Source organism: Variovorax sp. N23 (genome assembly GCF_025486315.1).
Classification (GTDB): Bacteria; Pseudomonadota; Gammaproteobacteria; order Burkholderiales; family Burkholderiaceae_C; genus Variovorax.
Window position 1 is genome coordinate 106,636 of sequence record NZ_JAOOPY010000012.1, and the last position, 20,274, is coordinate 126,909.

Sequence of the window (20,274 nt, forward strand, 5' to 3'; positions counted from 1 at the left end):
GGGAACGAACAAAGAGGAGTTGTCATGAATTTTCAACAGGCCGTTGCGACCTGCTTTGCCAAGTATGTGGACTTTTCGGGCCGCGCCTCGCGCGCCGAGTACTGGTGGTTCTTCCTTGCCTATCTCGTGCTCGCCATCATTGCGGGCTTCATTCACGAGTACGCCTACTTCATCGTCGTGCTCGCGTTCATCCTGCCGATGCTCTCGGCCGGCGCTCGGCGCCTGCACGACATCGGCAAGAGCGGCTGGTGGCTGCTGATCGGGATCATCCCGCTGGTGAACCTCGTGCTGCTGTACTTCGCGGTGCAGCCGAGCGCACCGGAGTCCAACGAATACGGCCCGCCGCCTGCGGCCTGAGCCGTTTTCTCACCGACGAAGGGCCGCTGATGCGGCCCTTTCTCATGCACCGACCAGAGCGCCGTTCGCGCGCATGAAAAAAGCCCTGCAGCTTTCGCTGCAGGGCTTCGGTTCGGATGCGTGATGCAGCCGCAGGGGCAATTACATCCCCATGCCACCCATGCCACCCATGCCGCCCATGTCAGGCATGCTGCCGCCGGCGCCTGCTTCGTCCTTCGGTGCTTCGGCGACCATGGCTTCGGTCGTCAGCAGCAGCGAGGACACCGAAGCGGCGTTCTGCAGTGCGGTGCGCGTGACCTTCGTCGGGTCCAGGATGCCCAGTTCGAGCATGTCGCCGTAGGTGTCGTTCGCAGCGTTGAAGCCGTAGTTGCCCTTGCCGGCCAGCACCGCGTTCACCACCACCGAGGCTTCGCCGCCGGCGTTGTTCACGATTTCGCGCAGGGGCGCTTCGATGGCCTTGAGCACCAGCTTGATGCCGGCTTCCTGGTCGGCGTTGTCGCCCTTGACCGAGGTACCGACGGCTTGCTTGGCACGCAGCAGGGCCACGCCGCCGCCAGCCACAACGCCTTCTTCCACTGCAGCACGGGTAGCGTGCAGGGCGTCTTCGACGCGAGCCTTCTTTTCCTTCATCTCGACTTCGGTGGCAGCGCCGACCTTGATCACGGCAACACCGCCGGCCAGCTTGGCCACGCGCTCTTGCAGCTTTTCACGGTCGTAGTCGCTGGTCGCTTCTTCGATCTGAACGCGCACTTGCTTGACACGGGCTTCGATGTCGCCGGCAGCGCCGGAACCGTCGATGATGATCGTGTTTTCCTTGCCCACTTCGATGCGCTTGGCTTGGCCCAGGTCGGCCAGCGTCACCTTTTCGAGCGTCAGGCCCACTTCTTCGGCGATGACCTTGCCGCCCGTCAGGATGGCGATGTCTTCCAGCATGGCCTTGCGGCGGTCGCCGAAGCCAGGGGCCTTCACAGCCACGACCTTCAGGATGCCGCGGATCGTGTTCACCACCAGCGTCGCCAGGGCTTCGCCCTCGACTTCTTCGGCAATGATCAGCAGCGGACGGCCGGCCTTGGCGACTTGTTCCAGCGTCGGGAGCAGGTCACGGATGTTGCTGATCTTCTTGTCGAAGAGCAGAACGAAGGGGTTGTCCAGAATCGCGGATTGCTTTTCGGGGTTGTTGATGAAGTAGGGCGACAGGTAGCCGCGGTCGAACTGCATGCCTTCGACGACGTCGAGTTCGCTGTCGAGCGACTTGCCGTCTTCGACGGTGATGACGCCTTCCTTGCCGACCTTGTCCATCGCGTCAGCGATGAGCTTGCCGATGGTTTCGTCGCTGTTGGCCGAGATGGAACCGACTTGCGCGATTTCCTTCGAGGTCGTGGTGGGCTTCGAAGCCTTCTTCAGCTCGGCGACCAGGGCCGTGACAGCCTTGTCGATGCCGCGCTTGAGGTCCATCGGGTTCATGCCGGCAGCCACCAGCTTGAAACCTTCGCGAACGATGGCTTGGGCCAGGACCGTGGCGGTCGTGGTGCCGTCACCGGCGTTGTCGCTGGTCTTGGAGGCCACTTCCTTCACGAGCTGGGCGCCCATGTTCTGGAGCTTGTCCTTGAGTTCGATTTCCTTGGCGACGGACACACCGTCCTTGGTCACCGTGGGGGCGCCGAACGAACGCTCGAGCACCACGTTGCGGCCCTTGGGGCCCAGGGTCACTTTGACGGCGTTGGCCAGGATGTTGACACCCTCGACCATGCGTGCGCGGGCTTCACCGCCGAAGACTACGTCTTTTGCTGCCATGTTGATTTACTCCGAATGATGGATGAAATGAGCGGGAGGAAGGAGAAGATTTACTTCTCGACGACTGCGAACAGGTCGTCTTCCTTCATGACCAGCAGCTCGTCGCCGTCGACCTTGACGGTCTGGCCCGAGTACTTGCCGAACAGCACGCGGTCACCGACCTTGACGGTCAGCGCGGCGAGTTCGCCCTTGTCGTTGCGCTTGCCCGGGCCGACGGCCAGGACTTCACCCTGATCGGGCTTTTCGGCGGCTGCGTCGGGGATGACGATGCCAGAGGCGGTCTTGGTTTCGCTGTCAACACGCTTGACGATCACGCGATCGGCCAAAGGACGAAGTTTCATTGCATCTCCTGAATATAGAAACGGGGGTGGGTTCGGGCGCAGGCCAAGGGCCGGCTGCCCATCAACCGAAAACCGGGTTGTTAGCACTCGAGTTCGGTGAGTGCTAATGATACGGGCATTTGGATGGGTTTCAAGGGGCGCGTCCGTGGTCGCTGCGCGTGCGGAACTGCGGAACGCCACTGGACTTTAGTGAACGCGCCACTGAATTTGCGATCAAGCTGAACCGCAGGTGTTTGCCCGCGGTGGGACGCCTGCCTAGGTGAATCAGTCGCCTTCGTCCCGCTCGGTACACGCTGGAAGCCAGCGTCAGCCATCGCCCGAGGTGTCCGACAAGTGTGGCTTGCCAGAGGGCACGTGCGGCCTTGCTCGATTACAGTTCGTTACGCGCAGGCCCGGAGAAAGATCGCGTCGATCCCTCCCAGGCCGCAACGCTCCAATGGAGACAGCCAGTGACGATCCTGCAGGAAATCCACGCTTGGTCCAAGGATCTTGCCGTTTGGCAGCAAGACGCCATTGCCCGGCTATACGCAAACCGGACGCTCAGCGTAGCCGACCTTGACGACCTCTATGCATTGGCCAAGGTAGAGGCCGGCATACCTGATCCAGAAGGACGTGTGCCCAGGAAACTGCAGGACGCCCAAGTTGCGCCGAAGGCCGATCCGGCTCGAGTGGTTCTTCTGACGACCGTCAAAGACCTGACTAACGTCAATGCGCTAGCGAACGGTGCTCATTTGCCCATCGCGCGAGCCGGCGTAACCGCAATTTACGGTGAGAACGGTGTTGGAAAGTCAGGGTACTCGCGCGTCTTCAAGAAGGCCTGCCGCGCGCGCGACCGGCGCGAGCCGATCCTGCCCAACGCGAACCTTGAGCCTGGGAAGAGGGTGCCGGCCCAAGCGACGTTTCAGGCAGAGGTGGATGGCCTAGCGACCGACCTGCCCTGGACAGACGGCACCGAACCTCCGGAACCACTTTCCGACATCGCCATCTTCGATACGCATTGCGCCCGTGCCTATATCGACAATCAGGGCGACTTCGCCTATGCGCCGTACGGACTGGACATCCTCGAGGGGCTCGTCGGCGCATGCAACAAGCTCAAGGCCCGTGCTACGGCTGAAAGAACTGCAGCCGCTCCAAGCAATGCCGCCTATGCGGTCCTCGCCTCGGAGCAAACAACGGTCGCTCAGAAGCTGCTTGGCATCCCGGCGAAGACAACGGCGGAGGAAATCGAGACGCTGGCCTCGCTTAGTGAGGCCGAATCTGATCAGCTTGTCCTGCTGAATAAAGCCTTGTCCGAAAGAGACCCTCGGCAGAAGGCCGTGGCGTTACGGCAAAAGGCCAGTCGCTTGAGCTCGCTGAGGGACCGTGTTGCTGCGGCGATTAACGTTGTGAATGAGGAGAAAGTCGCTTCGCTTCAAGCGCTGATCGGTAGCTCAAATGCAGCCAAGGCCGCGGCGGTACTTGCCGGGTCAGAGTTTCAGGCAACGCCTGGGCAGTTGGCCGGCACCGGCGGAGAGGAGTGGAAGGTGCTCTTCGAAGCTGCGCGTGCCTTCGCGAAGCTCAGCCATGCGGACCACGAGTTTCCGGCGCTCTCACCGGAGGCAACCTGTCCTCTCTGCCAAAGCGTACTAGGAGAGGAGGGCGTAGCGCGGCTGGTTCGATTCGACGCCTTCATTGAGGCGGCGGCGGAGAAGGCTGCGAAGGATGCGCGCTCTGCTGCTGCCGTGCCATTCAGGGTGATCCAACAAGCGAGCGTGGACCTCATGTTCCGCGACGCTTTGGTCGAGGAGGTCACCGAAGTCGGGCCGGAGGTTTCGGCTGCCTGCACGATCCTTCAAGCGGCCCTTGAGGCACGCCAGGCGGCGGTTGTTCAAGCGGCCGCTGGCAACGGAGCATGGGACGAAATCCCCAAGCTCTCCGAAGACCCTCAACCTGGCCTCACTGGGATCATCGACAGCCTTTTGGAGCAGGCCAAAGCGTTAGATGCGACCGCTGACGTAAAGCTCAAAGCGGTCATGGTCGCAGAGCAACTGGAACTCGATGCTCGTCGCAGGTTGGCCGAAGTGAAAGCCGCGGTGCTGGAGGCGATCGCCAAGCATGAACTCGGCAGCAAGCTGCAGGCCTGCGCTAATGGTATGGAAACGCGAGGCATCTCTCGGAAATCAACGGACCTCTCGCGCACAACGGCAAACCAAGAACTGGCCGATGCGCTCAACGCTGAACTCAAACTCCTCAAGGTTCATCACCTTCGAGTTGTGATGAAGCCCGAGTCGCCGGGCGGCAAGACCCAATTCAAGCTCACTCTGCAGTTACCGGGCGGTGGAACTCCTGCGGCCATCCTCAGCGAGGGTGAGCAGCGGGCCATCGCCATCGCGTCGTTTATGGCGGAAATCCGGCTCGGTAAGGGGCGGGGAGGCATAGTTCTTGACGATCCCGTTTCCTCGCTGGACCATCGGCGCCGGTGGGAGGTCGCCGAGCGTTTGGCAAGGGAGTCGCTGACACGCCAGGTCATCGTCTTCACCCACGACATCTACTTCCTTCTCATCCTTGAGCAGAAGGTGGACGAGGTGGGCTCAACGCTGACCAAGAACTACCTCCGCCGAACCGCGGATGGCTATGGTGTCCATTCAGAGGACCTGCCCTTCGACGTTCTCGGCACCAAGGAGCGTCTGGGTCGGCTGAGACAGATGCTCGTAGGTATACGCAAGGCGGCAGGGGAGGGCGACGAAGATCGTCAGCGTCAGTTAGCCGCCAGATGTTATGGACAACTCCGACTAGCATGGGAGCGATGCATTGAGGAAGTACTGCTAAATGGTGTCGTGCAGCGCTTCGGGGAGGGCGTCTCCACGCTGCGCCTCAAAGGCGTAACGGTTACCGATGGCGACTATCGAAAGATCGACGCTGGCATGGCTAAGTCTTCAAAGTTTGAACACGACGCTGCTGCGGCGGTCGGCAGGCTCCCGATACCTGATCCTGATGAAATCGGGGATGACATCGAACGCTTGGCCCAGTGGCGTGATGAGGTTGATCGGCGTGTGAAAGATGTCGCCAAGTCGCGGGGATAACCCGTGTTGCAACGACTTACCCTTCTACTTGACACAAACGTCCTGATTCCCCTGCAGGACTCGTACGCTGCTTTGAGCGACTGCCTCGCGAACTTTCATAGGCTAGCGCTTGTCGGCGGGCATCAACTCGTCTACCACCCGGCAAGCATCGCCGACTTCGAAAGAGATCCAGATCTCACTCGGCGCGCCAGAAACCTACAGCACATCCGTCGATACCCGGCTCTTCAGCAACCAGCCAAGTGTCCTTGGAACGGCCCTGCCACGACTCCGAATGATGCGTGCGACAACGAGATCCTCTATGCCCTGGAATGCGATGCTGTCCACGCGCTGGTAACGGAAGACAAAGGACTCTTGGCAAAGGCGAGAGCGCGTGGCCTCAGCACCCGCACGTACAACATCCAGACGGCCGAGGACTGGATGCGCCGGCTCCATCAGCCGCACGACGTATCGCTGCCCAGCATCGATGACGTACCGCTGCATACCCTAACGCCGGAGCTCTCAGGCCCGTTCTTTGATAGCTTGCGCAACGACTACACACCCTTCGACGACTGGTTTCGCAGGAAGGCACGGCAGAACACGAAGGCATGGGTATACCGGGATGAGGCGGGGGTCCTCGGCGCAATCTGCATCTACGACGTTCAGATCGACCAAGTGATCACCGATGACCATGAACGACTCGATGGCAAGGCACTGAAGCTCAGCACTTTCAAGGTCGGCGAGAGCGTACGAGGGCGCAAGCTCGGTGAGCTCTTCCTGAAGGCGGCCTTCCGTTACGGGACCGAAAACGCCTGCGAGCACATCTTCACCCATACAAAAGTTGGGAAGCACAGCTACCTGGTCGATCTGCTCCTCGACTTTGGTTTCGAGAATCGCGGCCCCTATGGTTCAGACCTTGTCTTCGTCAAGCAGCATCCTGCTATGGCTCCAGGGGCGGCGGCGCTATCACCGCTTGAGTACGTGCGGATGTTCTACCCACACTACCAAGCCGGCACGCATATCCGAAAATTCTTGGTCCCGATACAACAGGGATTCCATCGCATTCTCTTTCCTGATTATCAGGCAGTTCAATCCCTGTTGTTCGGTCCCGTAGGTAGCGTGGGCAACGCCATCAAGCTAGCCTATCTTTGCCACGCCGCGACCAAGGAGATCCAGGTTGGTGACGTGATGCTTTTCTACAGGAGCGAGGATGAGCAGTGCGTTACCTCGCTGGGCGTCGTAGACCAGTTTGCTGTCCTTGATGATGCCGCCAAGATTGCCGCCTTGGTCAGCCGACGCACGGTTTACAGCATCAAAGACATTGAACACATGGCAGCGCGACCGACAAAGGTCATCCTCTTCAGGCTGGTGCAGCATTTTTCCAAGCCTGTTCCGTATCAGCAGCTTCGAACCGAGAGGGTCGTCACTGGCCCCATCCAATCCATTACCAAAATTTCTGATGTCGCGTTTTCAAGAGTGCTTGCAGCCGCAGGGGCCTAGGGCCATCCTGATCTCGATCAAGCCACGGTTTGCCGAGCAAATCCTCACTGGAGCAAAGACGGTCGAATTCCGTCGTGTATGGGCGGTCGAGCCCGTTGGACTTGCTGTCATTTACTCGAGCTCTCCGGTAAAGCGCCTCGTTGGCGTGGTGGAAGTTGATGGTGCCGTTGTCGCCTCTCCCTCCACGGTCTGGATCCGATGCTCGTCCCGGGGGCCAGGGCTCCAGCGTAAAGAGCTGATGGAGTATTTCGCCGGAAAGGCCAAAGCATATGGCGTCCTACTCGGAGAAGTCGCACTCCCCAAGAAGCCCGTTGCCCCGAAGTCGCTGTTCAAGGATTTTCGACCGCCTCAGTCTTACCGCTACCTAAGCACAACTGAGCTTCGTCGGGTCGGTAAGCAGTTTGGTTTGATCGAGGAGGCAGAGTGACCATCTTCGTCGCAGGTGTCCACGGCGCAGGAAAGACTTTCGCCACCAAGCCGGCCTGCCTGAGGCTCGGGCTGGTCCATGCCACCGCCAGCCAGCTTATTCGCGAGGAGCGGGGCTTGGTCGCCTGGGACGCTACGAAGGTAGTGACCGATGTCGATCAAAACCAACTAGCGCTGATCGCTGCGGCAAGGCGGATTCGCAATGGTGGTGGGACGTTGGTTCTAGACGGGCACTTTGTGCTCCGTCGCGCTCCTGGTGAACACGAAAGGCTATCAATTGATGTATTCCGCGCGCTAGATTGCTCGTCCATCTTGTTGTTTCGCTGTGCAGTCCGGGTGCTGTTGGAGCGGCTGCAAGCAAGGCAGGATACGAGCTGGAATGCGGCGGAGCTCGCGGATTTCAGTGAGGCCGAGGAGGCTCATGGCGTTGAGGTAGCAAACGCTCTGAACATTCCACTGGTGGCTCTTGATATGCCCAACAGCGAGCAAGTGGATGCCGTGCTGGAACGGCTTTCGGGCGGTATAGGCCCTCGCGGGTGAGCCGCAACGCTATGGAAGTACGCGGGCAGTTCCACGACTTTAGCCGCTAAAGTTTTTCAGGCGCTTTGACGCGAACCCCGATGACTGAACGCAGCCAAGACCTTTGAAGCTCGTTTGGCTGATCGCCCTTCACAGTCACGGGGCTACTTCCTTTCTCCGCCAAGCGCCAACACAGCGCACGACGCCAACACACACCTTTAGCTGCAACGAGAGCGGCGTCGAGAACCCATCCGCCTGCGCCGGCTTCAGCGGCTCCCCGAGTCTTGACCGGCATTGCGGGTATGGCTAAAGCACTTTCGCGTCGTACAAAAATCGCGTCTTTAGACCCTCGCTGCCGTTGAGGATGCTGCGGATCTCAACGTCTTGGCGAATAGCGCTTAGGCTCGGAGCAGTGGCGCCCAAGCGTTTGCGAACCAGATGTCTCAGCAGGTCGAGCCTCTGTGAGATGTCGTCCCCGATGGAAAAGCAATGGGAACCATGCTGAGTCATCGGCATAACTTGACGCTCGAACAGGTTGAAAAGAGGGACCAAGAGGCCTCGATCGTCGAAGTCTAAGCTGAGGTGCCAGAGCGCCGAGACAAGCCAGCGTCCCGCGCAATGCGCTTCGCCTGTGAGACCGAAGCGATGACTTTGCCGAACTACGAACGTCAAAAGCGCCAACGCGTCCAACCCAGGCCGACAACGCAGTTGCTGGAACTCACGCTGGCGAAGCCGTGGGATCCCATACGCAAAGCCTTTTCCAACTGCGAACGCAGGGAGTCGGTCGGATATGGCGCGCACCTCGGGGGCCAATCGTTCCAACCAGTGACGGCAAACTAGCGGAGACGGCTTTTGGTCACGAAGTACGTCCCAGAGCACAGCCTCAAACTCGGCCTTCGTCCCCGCTCCGCTTATGGTCCCTCGACAGAATGCCTCCACTTTGCCAACGAGAGATCTGCGTGGCGACCGTTCTCCGCGGTCATAGGCGCGCCACTTGTTCGGCCTCGAACGCTCGCCCGTCAGATGGTTGCTCCACTGCAGGTCTGGCTCCACGAGGCGAGCCAAATCGTCCAGGCTCGTCGGCCTCAATCTTCGCTGCACGCCTGCCAGCCAGTATCGAGTGCGCAGCGAACTGACCTCGCCTTGCCATTGCAGATCGCTTTCCGACATCTCTTGATCATCCATACGGCGTGGAGGATGTCTCAATCGAGCACGCGACGCATCCAACGTTGAGCTGCTAAAGAATTCGCTAAAGTTCTTGGAAATTCCGCGACTCGGAAAATTCGCATCTATATCAACAGGTTGCGATCACATCGTTCCGATGATTGCAGAGCAGGGCGCTTCCAAGTGACCACATTGTTGAGCGGACGCGCGTGGCATAGCATGACCACCGCGAACTACAGGACGCGACAGTGGATGCACTACACATAGACGAAGAGCTGGCAAGAACGCTGGAAGAGAGTCTTACCCGCCGCTACGGGTTGGTGCTGCCGTCCGCCGCGTTGGCCAGCGCCCTCGGTTACTCGACCATGAGGGCATATCACCAAGCCGTCGCACGTCGAACCATTCCGGTACCCGTATTTCAGATTGAGCACCGCCGAGGGCGATTTGCCCTAGCGCGGGATGTTGCTCGCTGGCTTGCTGCTCAGCACACGGCTGCTGAACGGCCTCGAAGCCGCGCGACTGCGCTGCCTGCGCCGCAGGCCCTCGTTAAAGCCTGAGCGCCCGGAGGGAGAACGCATATGTAGAAAAAACAAACGCCAACCATCCTTTCAGATGATCGGCGCTGTTCGGCAGCGGTTGAGCCGCCTAGGTTTGGTATCCCTGGGAACGACTTTACTCCTGTGAAAGCGGCGACGTCAAGCCGCACCCGCGACGGGCCCGTCGCGGGGCGGACGAACTCATCCTTCACACAGGAGTTGATCCATGACACGCAAAGTTGTCACTCGTTCGCCGCATCGCGAGGTGGGTGTCGTCAACGCGGGCTGGCTGTTAGATCATGCAGTCGAGCACGAATCCCACCTCGAACGGCGCTTCGTTATGGCGGCGCTGAGTTGTCCAGTAATACAGGACATCGTCCATCAGCCTTTTACGCTCGACCTGACAAAGGAGCCCATCGATACGGCTGACAAGGTATACACGCCCGATTTCAAGGTCACTTTTCGCGACGGAACCTCGCTCTTCGTCGAGGTGAAGCCGGAGGTGTTTGTCCAAGAAAATGCCGACCGTCTACGCCTGATCGCGCGCTGTATGCGCCGCGATGGCCTTCGCTTCTTCATCGCGAACGATGTGCTCATCGACGGCAACGGGCTCAGCGCGCGAGCGATGCTGCTCATGCGCTACGGTCGCTTGCGTTTTTCAGACGCGGCGGCCCTCGACTGCCTGAACGCCATGCGCGAGGCCTGCAAAGGGAGCTCGACGATCAAGGCGTTGGTCGAGCAAGGACTTAACGATGCGCTGATATGGAATCTGGTTGCCCGACACAAGTGTCGCGTGCCCGCTGACTTTTCCATCGATGAGGACCAAGTCATCACCACCGAACCCCTGGAAGGAGACTGCCATGATTACTTTCTGTCGTGGTTTGGTGCTTCGGTGCGGTGAGCGGCAGCTGGAGTTCGAGCGCGACCTCGGTGACGGCCGCGTCCAGTTCAAGTACCTCGACAACTTTGAGGTCCGTACGTTCAGGCTCGCAAGTCTGTATGCCGACATCGTTGCTGGCCGCTACGCGCCGACAAGCGTGGCGTCGGCGACCGATGAGCAGCCATCGGTTCCCACACTGCCAGCGAAGTGGTCGGAGCGGCAGCTGCGGGAGGTTGCCTTTCGAATGCGCTTCGTACGGGCTGTACTGTGTTCACCGCTTCAGCGACGGTCTCGCGAACATTGCGAAGCGATGGCCGATCAGGTGTGGGCTCAAATGAAGCAAGCCGAGACGGCGGTCGCTGATACGGCGGGGTTTTCGTGCCCATCGGGCGCTACGGTCGAGCTGTGGATCCGCAAGTACCAGCAAGCAGACCGCAACGCGTACGTCCTTTTGGACCGCCGCGCCATAGCCGTGCGACCAAAGCGTCTGTACCCGTTCCTTGAGGTGGTCGTAGACACCAACATCTCAAAGCACTACCTCAAGCTGCGCGGGCCATCGGTGAAGGAGACACACCGTCTTATCTGCCGCCAGATTACCCGTGAAAACAAGCTGAATGGCACGGCATTGAGGCCACCATCTGAGCGAACCGTCAACCGGCGCGTTCTAAGCATCCCACCATATATCCGTGACACCAAGCGCATCGGGCCCGCTTACGCGCGCAACAAGTGGCGTTACAGCCTTGCGGGCGATCAGAGCACCCGGATCATGGAGCGTGTGGAGATCGACCACACCTTGCTGGACATTTGGGTGTTGGACCCCCGCAGCGGTGTGCCGTTGGGGCGCCCATGGATCACTGTGCTGATCGATCGGTACTCTGGATACCTGCTCGGCTTCTACATCAGCTTCTACGGGCCCTCAGCAGCCACGGTCGCTCGGGCGATGAAAGCCTCGATCATGCCCAAGGACGATTGGATCGACTCGCTGCCTTCAGGCGCCATGCGCTGGACGGCCCATGGAATCCCAGAGCTCTACGTCGTTGACAACGGCCTGGAGTTCCACTCCGACCACTTCATGCGGATCGCTTGGGAGCTGCGGAGTGACGTGATCTTTAACCCCGTCCGTCAGCCCTGGCTCAAGGCCTCGATTGAGCGGGCCATGATGGAGTTCAATCGCGCGTTGCCAGCCATGGGCAAGGTCTACCGACCCATATCAAATGCGGTTGCGCCCGACCCCAGAAAAGGAGCGTCAATCCTCTTCGACGATCTGTGTTCCTGCTTGCTTGAATGGGCTTCGCAGAAGCATCCGCTCAATATCCACTCAAAGACGCTGTGCCGCCCGTTGGATCTTTGGGAAGAGGGGCTCGCGAGCCGCCCGCCACCGATGTTGCCGACACAGCTCATAGGCATGGACCTTCTCTGCGGACTTAACGCACAGCGAAAAGTGGACGGCGACGGCGTGTTCTTCAAATACCTGCGCTTCAACTCGGTCGAGCTGCAGGACTACCGCCGAAGCCATGGGCCGGTGTTCCGCACGGAGATCCGCTACAACCCAGACGATCTGCGTCAGATGCATGTTTTGCTTCCTAAGAGCAAGTCGTGGCTGTGCGTTCCCCTGCAGCGATCCTCATTCATGGATGGGCAGTGCCTCTCCCTAGTGCAGTTGGAGATCGCACGGGCCGAAGCAGGGAAAAGGCTCACCCGCGCCAACGCCTACGAGGAACTCGAAGCGGCCATGTTTCGCCTCCAAGCCATGTGGCATGACGCCATGCGGCGCGGCGTACGCCAGCGCAAGGACTCGGCACTCATCCGGATGCAGGCGCTGACCTCGGCACCTCTCGGCTTCGAACGCCCCGTAATCGCCGCGCCAAGCGCAACGCCAACCCTCCAGTTGAGCCCTGCCATGCAACGGGCCTTGCCCGAAGTTGTTCCTTTCAAAACCTTCAACCTGGACGAGGACTGAAGATGGCTGAAACCCAGTACACCGGACTACGTACGCCCGAGGCTCTCCGTGTCGGTGAGCAGGTGCTCAATGTGGTGGTCGATCACGCGATGTTCAGGCGGATTCGGGATGCCAGCCTGGACCTCATTCACACGATGCGCTCGCTCAAGATGCCGGGAGGCATCTTGGTGCAGGCTGATCCTGGTATGGGGAAGACCTTGCTACTCGAACTCATTCGGCGCGAGCTTTCGTCCGAAAGTTTGTCGAACGGTGGCAATGCATGTTTGCACGTGGCGTTGGACAACGCAGTCGACGCTCACGGCATGGCTGCAGCCATGACACTTGCGCTGGGGTACCCCGCGCTGCCATCTAGAGCACAGCTGACGTCGATGAACCGTATGACGCAGTTGGGACTCGAGCGCGTGCGGCCTTGGGTGCTTCTGATTGACGAGATGCAACACGTCTGCGAGGGCAACAAGGACATCACGGCACGATCTGTGACCGACTGGCTGAAGGTGAGGATGGACGCCCACAACTTTCCTGTGATTTGCATGGGCACGCGCTCGCTCGAGCGCCTGGCCTTGATCAACCCGCAGTTCACCAGTCGGGCCTCGGCCAGCTTTGTGATCCCCGCTTTTCAGTTTGACGACGCGTGGCGGCAACTGCTTGCGGGCTTCGCCGGGGCGGTCAAAGGGGTCGATCTGAACGTCATCAATGGCGCGGGATGTCGACCGCTGCACCAGGCATGCGCCGGCAACATGCGGATGTTGAAGCGGATCTTGACCTATGCCTGCATGCACGCCGCTACGCAGGCGAACCGCATTGTCAATCTGGGAGCGCTGTCCAAGGGCTTTGTCGACGCTGCGGGGCAGGTCGCTGACCAGGTCAACCCGTTCAGGGCGGCGCGATGAACCATACCCCGCATTCGCCTCCCGGATTGCCCAGCCAAAGGGCAATCCGGCTTCTTGCGACACCTTTGCCGCTGGCCGACGAAAGCTTTGCCTCGTGGATACAGCGTATCGCCGGCAGCCATCAGTACTCCATGTCGCAGCTCGTCCGGATCACTGGCCATCGACCGGTGCGAAGTGACTGGGATCTTTCCATCCCGGGGGAAGACTACGGTCGCATCGTCGAAATGATCGGCTTCACTCAACCGAGGAGAGACAGCTCGGATTTTGAACTGGCGTTCCTTGGTCAGCAGATCAAGCCCGCCCGATTCTTGTTGAACGATGCAGGTCGACCGCGCTCTCGATGGTGTGTGGCATGCCTTACGGCCGACGTGGTGCCGTATCTGCGGTGGCAGTGGCGGCTTGCTGTCGTTCGCGAATGCTGGCGTCATCAAACGGCTCTTTCAGATCGCTGCCCGTGGTGCGCGGCGCCTGCCTTACTCCATACCGCACGTCTGGTACCTCATGGAAGGGGAGGGCGAGCGGGCTCCTTGGCGCATTGCGACCGTTGCAGCCTGCCCCTGTACGGCGGCGAGGCACTGGATGGTCGCTATAACCGTGCGCTACAGCAGCGGGTGCGCAGATTTCTTCAGACTGCCCTAAGTCGATTGGCGCCCACGACCGACGAACAACTTGCTGCTTCCATTTCGGGTTTTCTTGCCGCCGCACGGCTTCCAGAGGCTCAGGTGCTCGGAAAGGTGGACCGAACGGATGAGGCAACGTCAATCATGATGGCGCGAGCTCGCGCGGCGCAATGTCACGAGAAACTTGGTGCCGCACGGGCGAACCAGAAGCGCTGGATCCTTAACGGTGAGACATTTCTGAAGCCGGCAGCCAGCGCCTGCGGGGTCGGCCAGCCATACATTCGTTGGAGCTGGCGGCTAGGCCACGCGAATCGACTCAAGGTGGCCAGAGTGCTTCTGGCGATTCGAGCAGAAAAGCGCAAGGGACCTTTCCAGGATGCAGAGCGATGATCGCGGCATGGGTGGATCCCGTCGGGCCATCGTTTCCGTTTCAGGACGAGGTCCGAGAGGGGGAGTCGGGCCAGGGGTACGCGCTCAGGATGGCGCATGGGAACGGCCTGGCTGGGTTGGCAAGGGTGAAGCAACTACTCGGGAAGACGCACTCCGCCGTTCTGGATGCGAGCGATGCCGTGCCACTCGCCAAATGGTTCGGCGGCAGCGTTCAGCTCTTGGACTTTTCTCTGGAGCGGCTGAACCTCGGCCGCCGCGAGGCAGGCTCGCACTATGCGGGGCATCCGTTGGGGCGCAGCTATTTCCTCACTCGATCCTTCCCTCGCGTTTGCCCGGACTGCCTGCGTGAGCTGGGCTACTGTCGAACCGCTTGGGACCTCACGCTGTCCGTTGCGTGCGTCCGCCACCGCCGGGTGCTGCTGGATCGCTGTCCGAGCTGCTTACACACGCTATCCTGGAACCGTCCAGGCCTGGAAGTATGTTCCTGCGGGTACTCGCTATCCATGGGCGACGCTCCCGAAGCGGCGACCACCGATGAGCTGCTTGTCGCGCACGTCGTTGATCAGCGCATGGGCGACTACGCGGCCTTCGGTGAGGGTTGCCGAATGGCCGAGTCAGAGGAGGAGGCGGTAGGCATGCCAACGTTCGATTCGTTGCTGCGCAATCTGAGTTTGGACGGGGTCATGCGGATCATCTATGCGCTGTCCACGGCAGCGATGTACGACGCCGAGGTCAAGGCAGAGAAACGGGAGCGTGGGGCGCTGATGAAGGCGCGTCAGACGATCGCCCTCGCAGCAGCGTTCGGCGCCAAGGTCGCGAGATTGGAGGCGCCAGATCTTCAAACTCGACGCCCCTCCGTGCTGATCGACCTGCTTAGCGATGTCGCCAGCTCATCACGCGCGACATCGAGCGATGCGAGCCTTGCCCGCTCGATGCTTGGCTGGCTCCTGGTCAACTCGCCAACATCAACCTTGGCGTCGCGGCATGTTTCCCTTTCTCAAATGGAACTGTTCTAGCGGGCGCCAGCGATGCGACGTGAGATCTGGCTCTTCAAATCAGCGGCCGAACGCGTACTACCGAAGGAGAAGCATATGAAAAGAGAACTTTCAGGCATCAAGGCCGTGGCGTTCGATGTGTACGGGACGCTGGTCCAGATCAAGGATCCGAGGCGGCCCTACAGGAGGCTTCTGTCGACGCTGAGCGACATGGGCCGCCCGCCGCGGGTGGACGATGGTGCTCGGGTGATGTCCGCGGACGTGGGATTGGCCGAGGCCGCTGAACTGCTGGGCATGGTCTTGCCCAGTGATGTCCTCGGCGAGCTGCAGGCCGGCCTGGATGCAGAACTTGCGAGCGTGAGCCTTTTTGAGGACGTGCTTCCCACCATACGATCTTTGAAAGCCCGTGGCATCCGGGTGGGCCTTTGCTCCAATCTCGCTGGGCCATATGCTGCTCCGGTCGAAGCGCTGCTGCCAAAGCTCGATGCCTACGCGTGGAGCTTCGTGGTGGGGGCGGTCAAACCAGAGCCTCGCATGTACGCACATTTGTGTGACGCCCTAGAGGTGCGGCCCGAGCAAGTCGTGATGATCGGGGACACCCTTTCGGCAGACTATGAGGGACCACTCGCGTACGGCATGCAGGCGTGCCACCTTGCGAGATCCTGCGCTTCACCAGCGAAGATCTGGGGCTCTAATCTGATGCAGATCGAGCTATTGATCAGAATATGAAAAATTGCTCCGGCTAGATTTCGGGCGCAGTCGCCTTGGTGATGCTGACGAACTGCTCCAGCAGCGCCGCCTCGTGCTGTTCCAAGTAACGGAATACATGCTTGTTGTCGATCAGTTTGGCGATGTACCCTCGTGCAAGGACTAAATTCAGCATGTCTTCTCCGTACGTCTGTTCAGCCATTTTGTACTGGTCATGGAGGTTGCCCATCTCTTTCTCCATGCGTCCCACCTGCTCTTGGCTCAAGCCTCTTTTCTTCACGGGTTTGTTTGCATTTACCAATCGATCAGAAGCGGTAGCGGTGAGTAAGGCCCTCGCATAGACTACCGTTACGTTATTGGCGGCGATCATCAGCTCTGCGCACTCAACCTGACGTAGTGGCTTCATTCTTCGTAGGGCCGCGAAAACCTCTGATGACAGTTGGCGATCCTTTAAGAGCTCGATGGTTTCAGGACAGATGCCGTCCAGCAAGTTCATCTTCTTGGTGATCTGTGTGATATCGACGTTGAGCGCTTTTGCCAAACGCTCGGGCGATACTCCTCTGTCAATCCCTCTGCGGATCATCAGATGCTCTTGGACGGTGGAAAGCCGGTTGATCCGATTGTTGTATGTGTAGGCCTCGTCGTCCGTTGCCACCAGGCAGGGTGCCTCCGCGTGCCCAAGCTCCCGCAAAATCATCAGTCTGATGTGACCATCTAAAAGCACATGGTGCCCACTATGCCGATCCACAGGTCCGACCGATAACGGCTCGATAAGATCGATCTCCTCGATCGATGCCTTGATTTGCTTGTATTTCGTACTAAGCGCGAGTCCTGCAGGCCAGTGCCTAGAAGGCAGAATGTTTTCAACGCTGACAGTGATCGGCTTTGGAAGAAAGCCTAAGACGACGGCGCCCATGTTTAGGTCCGAAGATGGACGATGCGCTCAGCCAAATACTTTGGAACTGTGTCGAGGCCTTCGGCACGCAGCAGATTGGTAAAGTTCTCATCGGCAATAAGCCTTCGTAGCGCCCCCGCGATAAATAGCAACCGCTCCTGCGACGCTGAAGCGCGGCGAACCATGATCTGTTGCCTCTGAACCTCTTTTTGATAAGCCCTGACGAGACTCGAGGTCGTAATGTCTGCTTTTTTCCTTGGCATGGCACGCGAGACCGAGCGTCCAAGTTGCTGTCGTTTTTGGATTAGCCGTCGGGCCTCCATTAGCTGTCGACCTCGTAGAGTGCCTGCTTCGTAGGCATCCTGAAGCGCTCCCTGTATAGCTTTATCGTCGTCGCCTGCATTGAAAATATACAACGCCGCGTTTAGCAGGCTGCTGAAATACGCCCCGATGCCCCTGTGTTGAGAAATCTTCGACCGCATAGAACGAGCCACAAGCGATTTTACGAGGTGGGCAAGGGGTCAGGCACCCTCAATTCGGTCAAGTTTCCGGCGCGAAACCAGTATTTCAGCAGCCTGTTAGTGGGATCTGCTCATTCTGGACAGCTACGAGAAGCCTCTCTTCGCCATGCTCGATCAGGATCAGGATGTCGCGGATATAGGCTGCGCTTAGCCCGATCTTCGATGCGATTTCGGTCGCGCCATACCCTTTGTCTTTGAGGAGTCGTATGCCACTTAAGAGTTCCAGCGCACGGTATTTCCTCCGAGCAATGTTCTCAGTGAGGCTCATGAGGAAGGCGTCCTCGTCGCTCGCAACGACAACGAGCGCGGGAATACGTGTCTCGCCGAGGGAGCGGAATGCCTTGAGGCGACCTTCACCGCAGATGAGCAGATACCGTTCAGCGCCGTCGTCTCCCGCCCGAGCAGCCACAGTGATAGGTTTTTTCAGGCCAATCGCTTTGATGTTCTCGACGATTTCTGAGAAAATTGCCTGATTGCGCTCGCGCGGATTCAACACGTCAATGCGCTCTATTGGGATCATGCGCAGCTCACGAGGCCGAATTGCCGTTGTCATGCGGCCCTCTTCATCCGAATGTGCGCAGCCATTCCGTAGAGATAATCGAGGGTTTCGAACCTGTAGCTTTCGATCTCTACTGCGTTTCGTTCTGCCAAGCTGAGACCACCACTAGAGAAGTCAATTCGAGGCAGGAGGTAGTAGTCCATCAGTTCCGAATTTGCGGCGTCCAAGCGAATTGCAACGGTGATGTCAGGGGCCAGGCCGGTATCAAAACGGATCTTCCATCTGCATGCGTTCTCAGCGATTCTTTGGCAGCGTGACAGAACGATCGAGACGCTGAACTCATGGTTCACATTGATGAGGTCTGTCGCTGGGTCTCTGAACACCCGGCCGCCGAGTTCTGCGATGTGACCTTCGACTTCTCCGATGACCTTTGGATGTAGCCGCCGGAGGACGCGATTGATTTCCAAGTAGCGGTAGTCCCGATTTGGTGTGTAGCCGACCAGCTGATAGGCCCGAAGAAGGCTACCAAATCGGTACATGTAGGCAGACGAGGAGGGCATGTCATCTGCCTCATCAATCACGATGCCGGACAGAAAGCCCCGGTGGCGGTAAAGCCCTCGCAATCGCTCGATGAGCTCTTCATCGCTGTATCGCCGCGACCGCGCCCTGATGATTCCCTGTGCTGTGTAGAACAAGTCGCGGTCCACAAGTGGCTCGAACGCGTTGTCCTTGCGAATCCACATCTCCGGCGTGTTGACCACACGGAGCTTTTTCAGCTTGAAAGACACCCGGTTGTAAACGTTGCTTCCGATGTACTTCTCGTTCGTCAGGACTTGATGGACTGTCGCACGCGTCCAGTCACGTCCGAGTTCGGTGCGGATCGATTGGCTGTTCAGCCGCTTGGCGATCTCCGATTCAACAAGGCCCTCTTCAATGAACCACTGGTAGACCGAACGCACGATGTCCACCTCAGACTTCGGTCCCGGCCGCAGAATGACGCGATCTGTTTGAAGGCTTTTCTGCTGGCCTCGCTCAAGGTTTCCTTTTTGTTCTCCCCCTTGATCCAGCAGGACGCGCCTGAGCCCGAAGCCCGCAGGCCCACCTTGCCTGAAGCCGAGTTCAATCAACCTGCACTGACCGGCGAAGACCTTGGTGGATAGCTCTCGGCTGTACTCTCCGGCCATCGCTCGTTTGACCCCTTTGACGATCGTCGAGACCGGAGATCCATCGTTTTCGAACTGCTCGGCGCAGTAGGCCACCTGGATACCCGCGCGGCGGCATATGTACTCGTAGTACGCGCTCTCGTCAGCATCCTGAAAGCGCCCCCACCGGCTGACGTCGTAGACCAAGATGAGGGTGAAGTCTGCGACTCCGGTTTGAACGTCTCGGATCAGACTCTGGAGTGCGGGTCGACCGTCAATGCGCAATCCACTCTTGCCCTCATCGGCATATGTCTTCACGATCTCGAAGCCGCGTTGCTTTGCGTACTCCCGGATCTTGTCGTTCTGGTTCCTTGTTGAGTACTGTTGGTGCTCGGTAGACATCCGCACGTATTCGGCCGCCTTGAGCTTGTGGGGAAGCAGAGCGTCGTCTGGTTCGGTCGACTTGTGATCCATCAGAAACCTTCCCATCTGCCAGACCAGGCACCGTGCGAGGTTACGAAGGGAGATTCCCCTCGGTGGCGAGAGCAACATATCAGTTCAATGCGCGCTGATCGATCACATCCTCTCTTTGCAAACTCATTTCGTGACTCGTGGCGCGTCGTTCCGGTCGGGCAGTGCGGTGATCTGCACGATCCACACGTCCATCTTGCGGCCTGGCTCGCCATCGAGACGTCGTATTTCGTAGAGTCCTGAGGGGGGTGATTTGAGAGCTGCGGCGTCCCCGTCGACTTGGAGGGGGACAGCGCGCCCGTTGCGTTCGCGCTGCTGCTGGCGATTCCTTTGCGTGTACGTGGTGTGCTCTTCTCGATACCGCTGCCAGTAGTCGGGGTTCCGCTCAGCCCACGCCCTGTTAGCGCGCGCCTGGTTCGAGAGATAGTCAGGATCGCTGCGCCGCTTTGCTTGCTGCCAAAGCCGTCGCCTTTCTTTTTGGCATTGGGGTTCGGTGCAATAGGACTGTCGGGGTGCCTGAGGCCTGGGCGTAAAGTCCGATCCACAAGCGTTGCACCAGCGGCTTTCCATCGCTGCTCCTCCCGCGCAGGAGCGCGATTCGGGAGGGCTTAGATGTGGATCTGTGTAC

Annotated in this window: 15 protein-coding genes and 2 pseudogenes; 11 read left to right on the forward strand and 6 right to left on the reverse strand. The window is 59.4% G+C overall.

The features are described 5' to 3' along the window. Positions 1-24 precede the first annotated feature (24 nt). Positions 25-357 (forward strand): DUF805 domain-containing protein, encoded by a 333-nt coding sequence (locus N8A90_RS18035; RefSeq protein WP_262076382.1) that lies wholly within the window; start codon positions 25-27, stop codon positions 355-357. A 141-nt stretch (positions 358-498) separates the two neighbouring features. On the opposite strand, the gene groL is transcribed toward N8A90_RS18035, so the two are convergent. Further along, a complete protein-coding gene (gene groL / locus N8A90_RS18040; protein ID WP_262076383.1) occupies positions 499-2,151 on the reverse strand; it encodes a chaperonin GroEL in 1,653 nt (550 codons plus the stop codon). Between the two features lie 50 nt (positions 2,152-2,201). Then, positions 2,202-2,492 carry a co-chaperone GroES gene (locus tag N8A90_RS18045; protein ID WP_056572926.1) on the reverse strand — a complete coding sequence of 97 codons (291 nt, stop codon included), beginning with the start codon at positions 2,490-2,492 and terminating at the stop codon, positions 2,202-2,204. A 449-nt stretch (positions 2,493-2,941) separates the two neighbouring features. On the opposite strand from N8A90_RS18045, the gene N8A90_RS18050 reads away from it, so the two are divergent. The 10 genes from N8A90_RS18050 to N8A90_RS18095 all read left to right on the forward strand — a co-directional run bounded on the left by N8A90_RS18050 (position 2,942) and on the right by N8A90_RS18095 (position 16,139). Continuing rightward, positions 2,942-5,554: an AAA family ATPase gene (locus N8A90_RS18050; RefSeq protein WP_262076385.1), complete on the forward strand. Its 2,613-nt coding sequence runs from the start codon at positions 2,942-2,944 to the stop codon at positions 5,552-5,554. Positions 5,555-5,626: 72 nt separating this feature from the next. Then, entirely contained in the window at positions 5,627-7,030 is a 1,404-nt protein-coding gene (locus N8A90_RS18055; protein WP_262076386.1) for an N-acetyltransferase, read from the forward strand. Continuing rightward, entirely contained in the window at positions 6,990-7,457 is a 468-nt protein-coding gene (locus tag N8A90_RS18060; protein WP_262076387.1) for an ASCH domain-containing protein, read from the forward strand. The genes N8A90_RS18055 and N8A90_RS18060 overlap by 41 nt, the downstream gene beginning before the upstream one ends. Continuing rightward, positions 7,454-7,996: an ATP-binding protein gene (locus N8A90_RS18065; RefSeq protein ID WP_262076388.1), complete on the forward strand. Its 543-nt coding sequence runs from the start codon at positions 7,454-7,456 to the stop codon at positions 7,994-7,996. The genes N8A90_RS18060 and N8A90_RS18065 overlap by 4 nt, the downstream gene beginning before the upstream one ends. A gap of 1,905 nt (positions 7,997-9,901) precedes the next feature. Next, on the forward strand, positions 9,902-10,576 hold the full coding sequence (locus N8A90_RS18070; RefSeq protein ID WP_262076389.1) for a Tn7 transposase TnsA N-terminal domain-containing protein: 675 nt from the start codon (positions 9,902-9,904) through the stop codon (positions 10,574-10,576). After that, positions 10,536-12,515 (forward strand): transposase family protein, encoded by a 1,980-nt coding sequence (locus tag N8A90_RS18075; protein WP_262076390.1) that lies wholly within the window; start codon positions 10,536-10,538, stop codon positions 12,513-12,515. The genes N8A90_RS18070 and N8A90_RS18075 overlap by 41 nt, the downstream gene beginning before the upstream one ends. 2 nt (positions 12,516-12,517) lie before the next feature. Next, positions 12,518-13,405 carry an ATP-binding protein gene (locus N8A90_RS18080; protein WP_262076391.1) on the forward strand — a complete coding sequence of 296 codons (888 nt, stop codon included), beginning with the start codon at positions 12,518-12,520 and terminating at the stop codon, positions 13,403-13,405. Continuing rightward, on the forward strand, positions 13,402-14,415 hold the full coding sequence (locus N8A90_RS18085) for a TniQ family protein (RefSeq protein WP_262076392.1): 1,014 nt from the start codon (positions 13,402-13,404) through the stop codon (positions 14,413-14,415). Before N8A90_RS18080 ends, N8A90_RS18085 begins: the two co-directional genes overlap by 4 nt. After that, entirely contained in the window at positions 14,412-15,431 is a 1,020-nt protein-coding gene (locus N8A90_RS18090; protein WP_262076393.1) for a TniQ family protein, read from the forward strand. The genes N8A90_RS18085 and N8A90_RS18090 overlap by 4 nt, the downstream gene beginning before the upstream one ends. Before the next feature lie 75 nt (positions 15,432-15,506). Beyond that, positions 15,507-16,139 carry an HAD family hydrolase gene (locus tag N8A90_RS18095; protein ID WP_262076394.1) on the forward strand — a complete coding sequence of 211 codons (633 nt, stop codon included), beginning with the start codon at positions 15,507-15,509 and terminating at the stop codon, positions 16,137-16,139. Between the two features lie 13 nt (positions 16,140-16,152). On the opposite strand, the gene N8A90_RS18100 is transcribed toward N8A90_RS18095, so the two are convergent. The 4 genes and pseudogenes from N8A90_RS18100 to N8A90_RS18115 form a co-directional block, all read right to left on the reverse strand. Next, positions 16,153-17,034 carry a plasmid partitioning protein RepB C-terminal domain-containing protein gene (locus N8A90_RS18100; protein WP_262076395.1) on the reverse strand — a complete coding sequence of 294 codons (882 nt, stop codon included), beginning with the start codon at positions 17,032-17,034 and terminating at the stop codon, positions 16,153-16,155. A gap of 2 nt (positions 17,035-17,036) precedes the next feature. Next, positions 17,037-17,441: pseudogene (locus tag N8A90_RS18105) on the reverse strand (chromosome partitioning protein ParB); the annotation flags it as partial. A gap of 151 nt (positions 17,442-17,592) precedes the next feature. Then, positions 17,593-18,087 (reverse strand): annotated as a pseudogene (locus tag N8A90_RS18110) (ParB/RepB/Spo0J family partition protein); the annotation flags it as partial. Further along, positions 18,084-19,649, reverse strand: coding sequence for a recombinase family protein (locus tag N8A90_RS18115; protein ID WP_262076396.1), 1,566 nt, complete (start codon positions 19,647-19,649; stop codon positions 18,084-18,086). The pseudogene N8A90_RS18110 and the gene N8A90_RS18115, both read right to left, overlap by 4 nt. Between the last annotated feature and the right edge of the window lie 625 nt (positions 19,650-20,274).

What these genes read in the sequence shown, in the direction of transcription:
- N8A90_RS18035 (WP_262076382.1), top strand. Translation starts at nt 25, where the DNA reads ATGAATTTTCAACAGGCCGTTGCGACCTGCTTTGCCAAGTATGTGGAC.
- groL (WP_262076383.1), bottom strand. Translation starts at nt 2,151, where the DNA reads ATGGCAGCAAAAGACGTAGTCTTCGGCGGTGAAGCCCGCGCACGCATG.
- N8A90_RS18045 (WP_056572926.1), bottom strand. Translation starts at nt 2,492, where the DNA reads ATGAAACTTCGTCCTTTGGCCGATCGCGTGATCGTCAAGCGTGTTGAC.
- N8A90_RS18060 (WP_262076387.1), top strand. Translation starts at nt 6,990, where the DNA reads ATGTCGCGTTTTCAAGAGTGCTTGCAGCCGCAGGGGCCTAGGGCCATC.
- N8A90_RS18070 (WP_262076389.1), top strand. Translation starts at nt 9,902, where the DNA reads ATGACACGCAAAGTTGTCACTCGTTCGCCGCATCGCGAGGTGGGTGTC.
- N8A90_RS18075 (WP_262076390.1), top strand. Translation starts at nt 10,536, where the DNA reads ATGATTACTTTCTGTCGTGGTTTGGTGCTTCGGTGCGGTGAGCGGCAG.
- N8A90_RS18080 (WP_262076391.1), top strand. Translation starts at nt 12,518, where the DNA reads ATGGCTGAAACCCAGTACACCGGACTACGTACGCCCGAGGCTCTCCGT.
- N8A90_RS18085 (WP_262076392.1), top strand. Translation starts at nt 13,402, where the DNA reads ATGAACCATACCCCGCATTCGCCTCCCGGATTGCCCAGCCAAAGGGCA.
- N8A90_RS18090 (WP_262076393.1), top strand. Translation starts at nt 14,412, where the DNA reads ATGATCGCGGCATGGGTGGATCCCGTCGGGCCATCGTTTCCGTTTCAG.
- N8A90_RS18095 (WP_262076394.1), top strand. Translation starts at nt 15,507, where the DNA reads ATGAAAAGAGAACTTTCAGGCATCAAGGCCGTGGCGTTCGATGTGTAC.
- N8A90_RS18100 (WP_262076395.1), bottom strand. Translation starts at nt 17,034, where the DNA reads ATGGGCGCCGTCGTCTTAGGCTTTCTTCCAAAGCCGATCACTGTCAGC.
- N8A90_RS18115 (WP_262076396.1), bottom strand. Translation starts at nt 19,649, where the DNA reads ATGGATCACAAGTCGACCGAACCAGACGACGCTCTGCTTCCCCACAAG.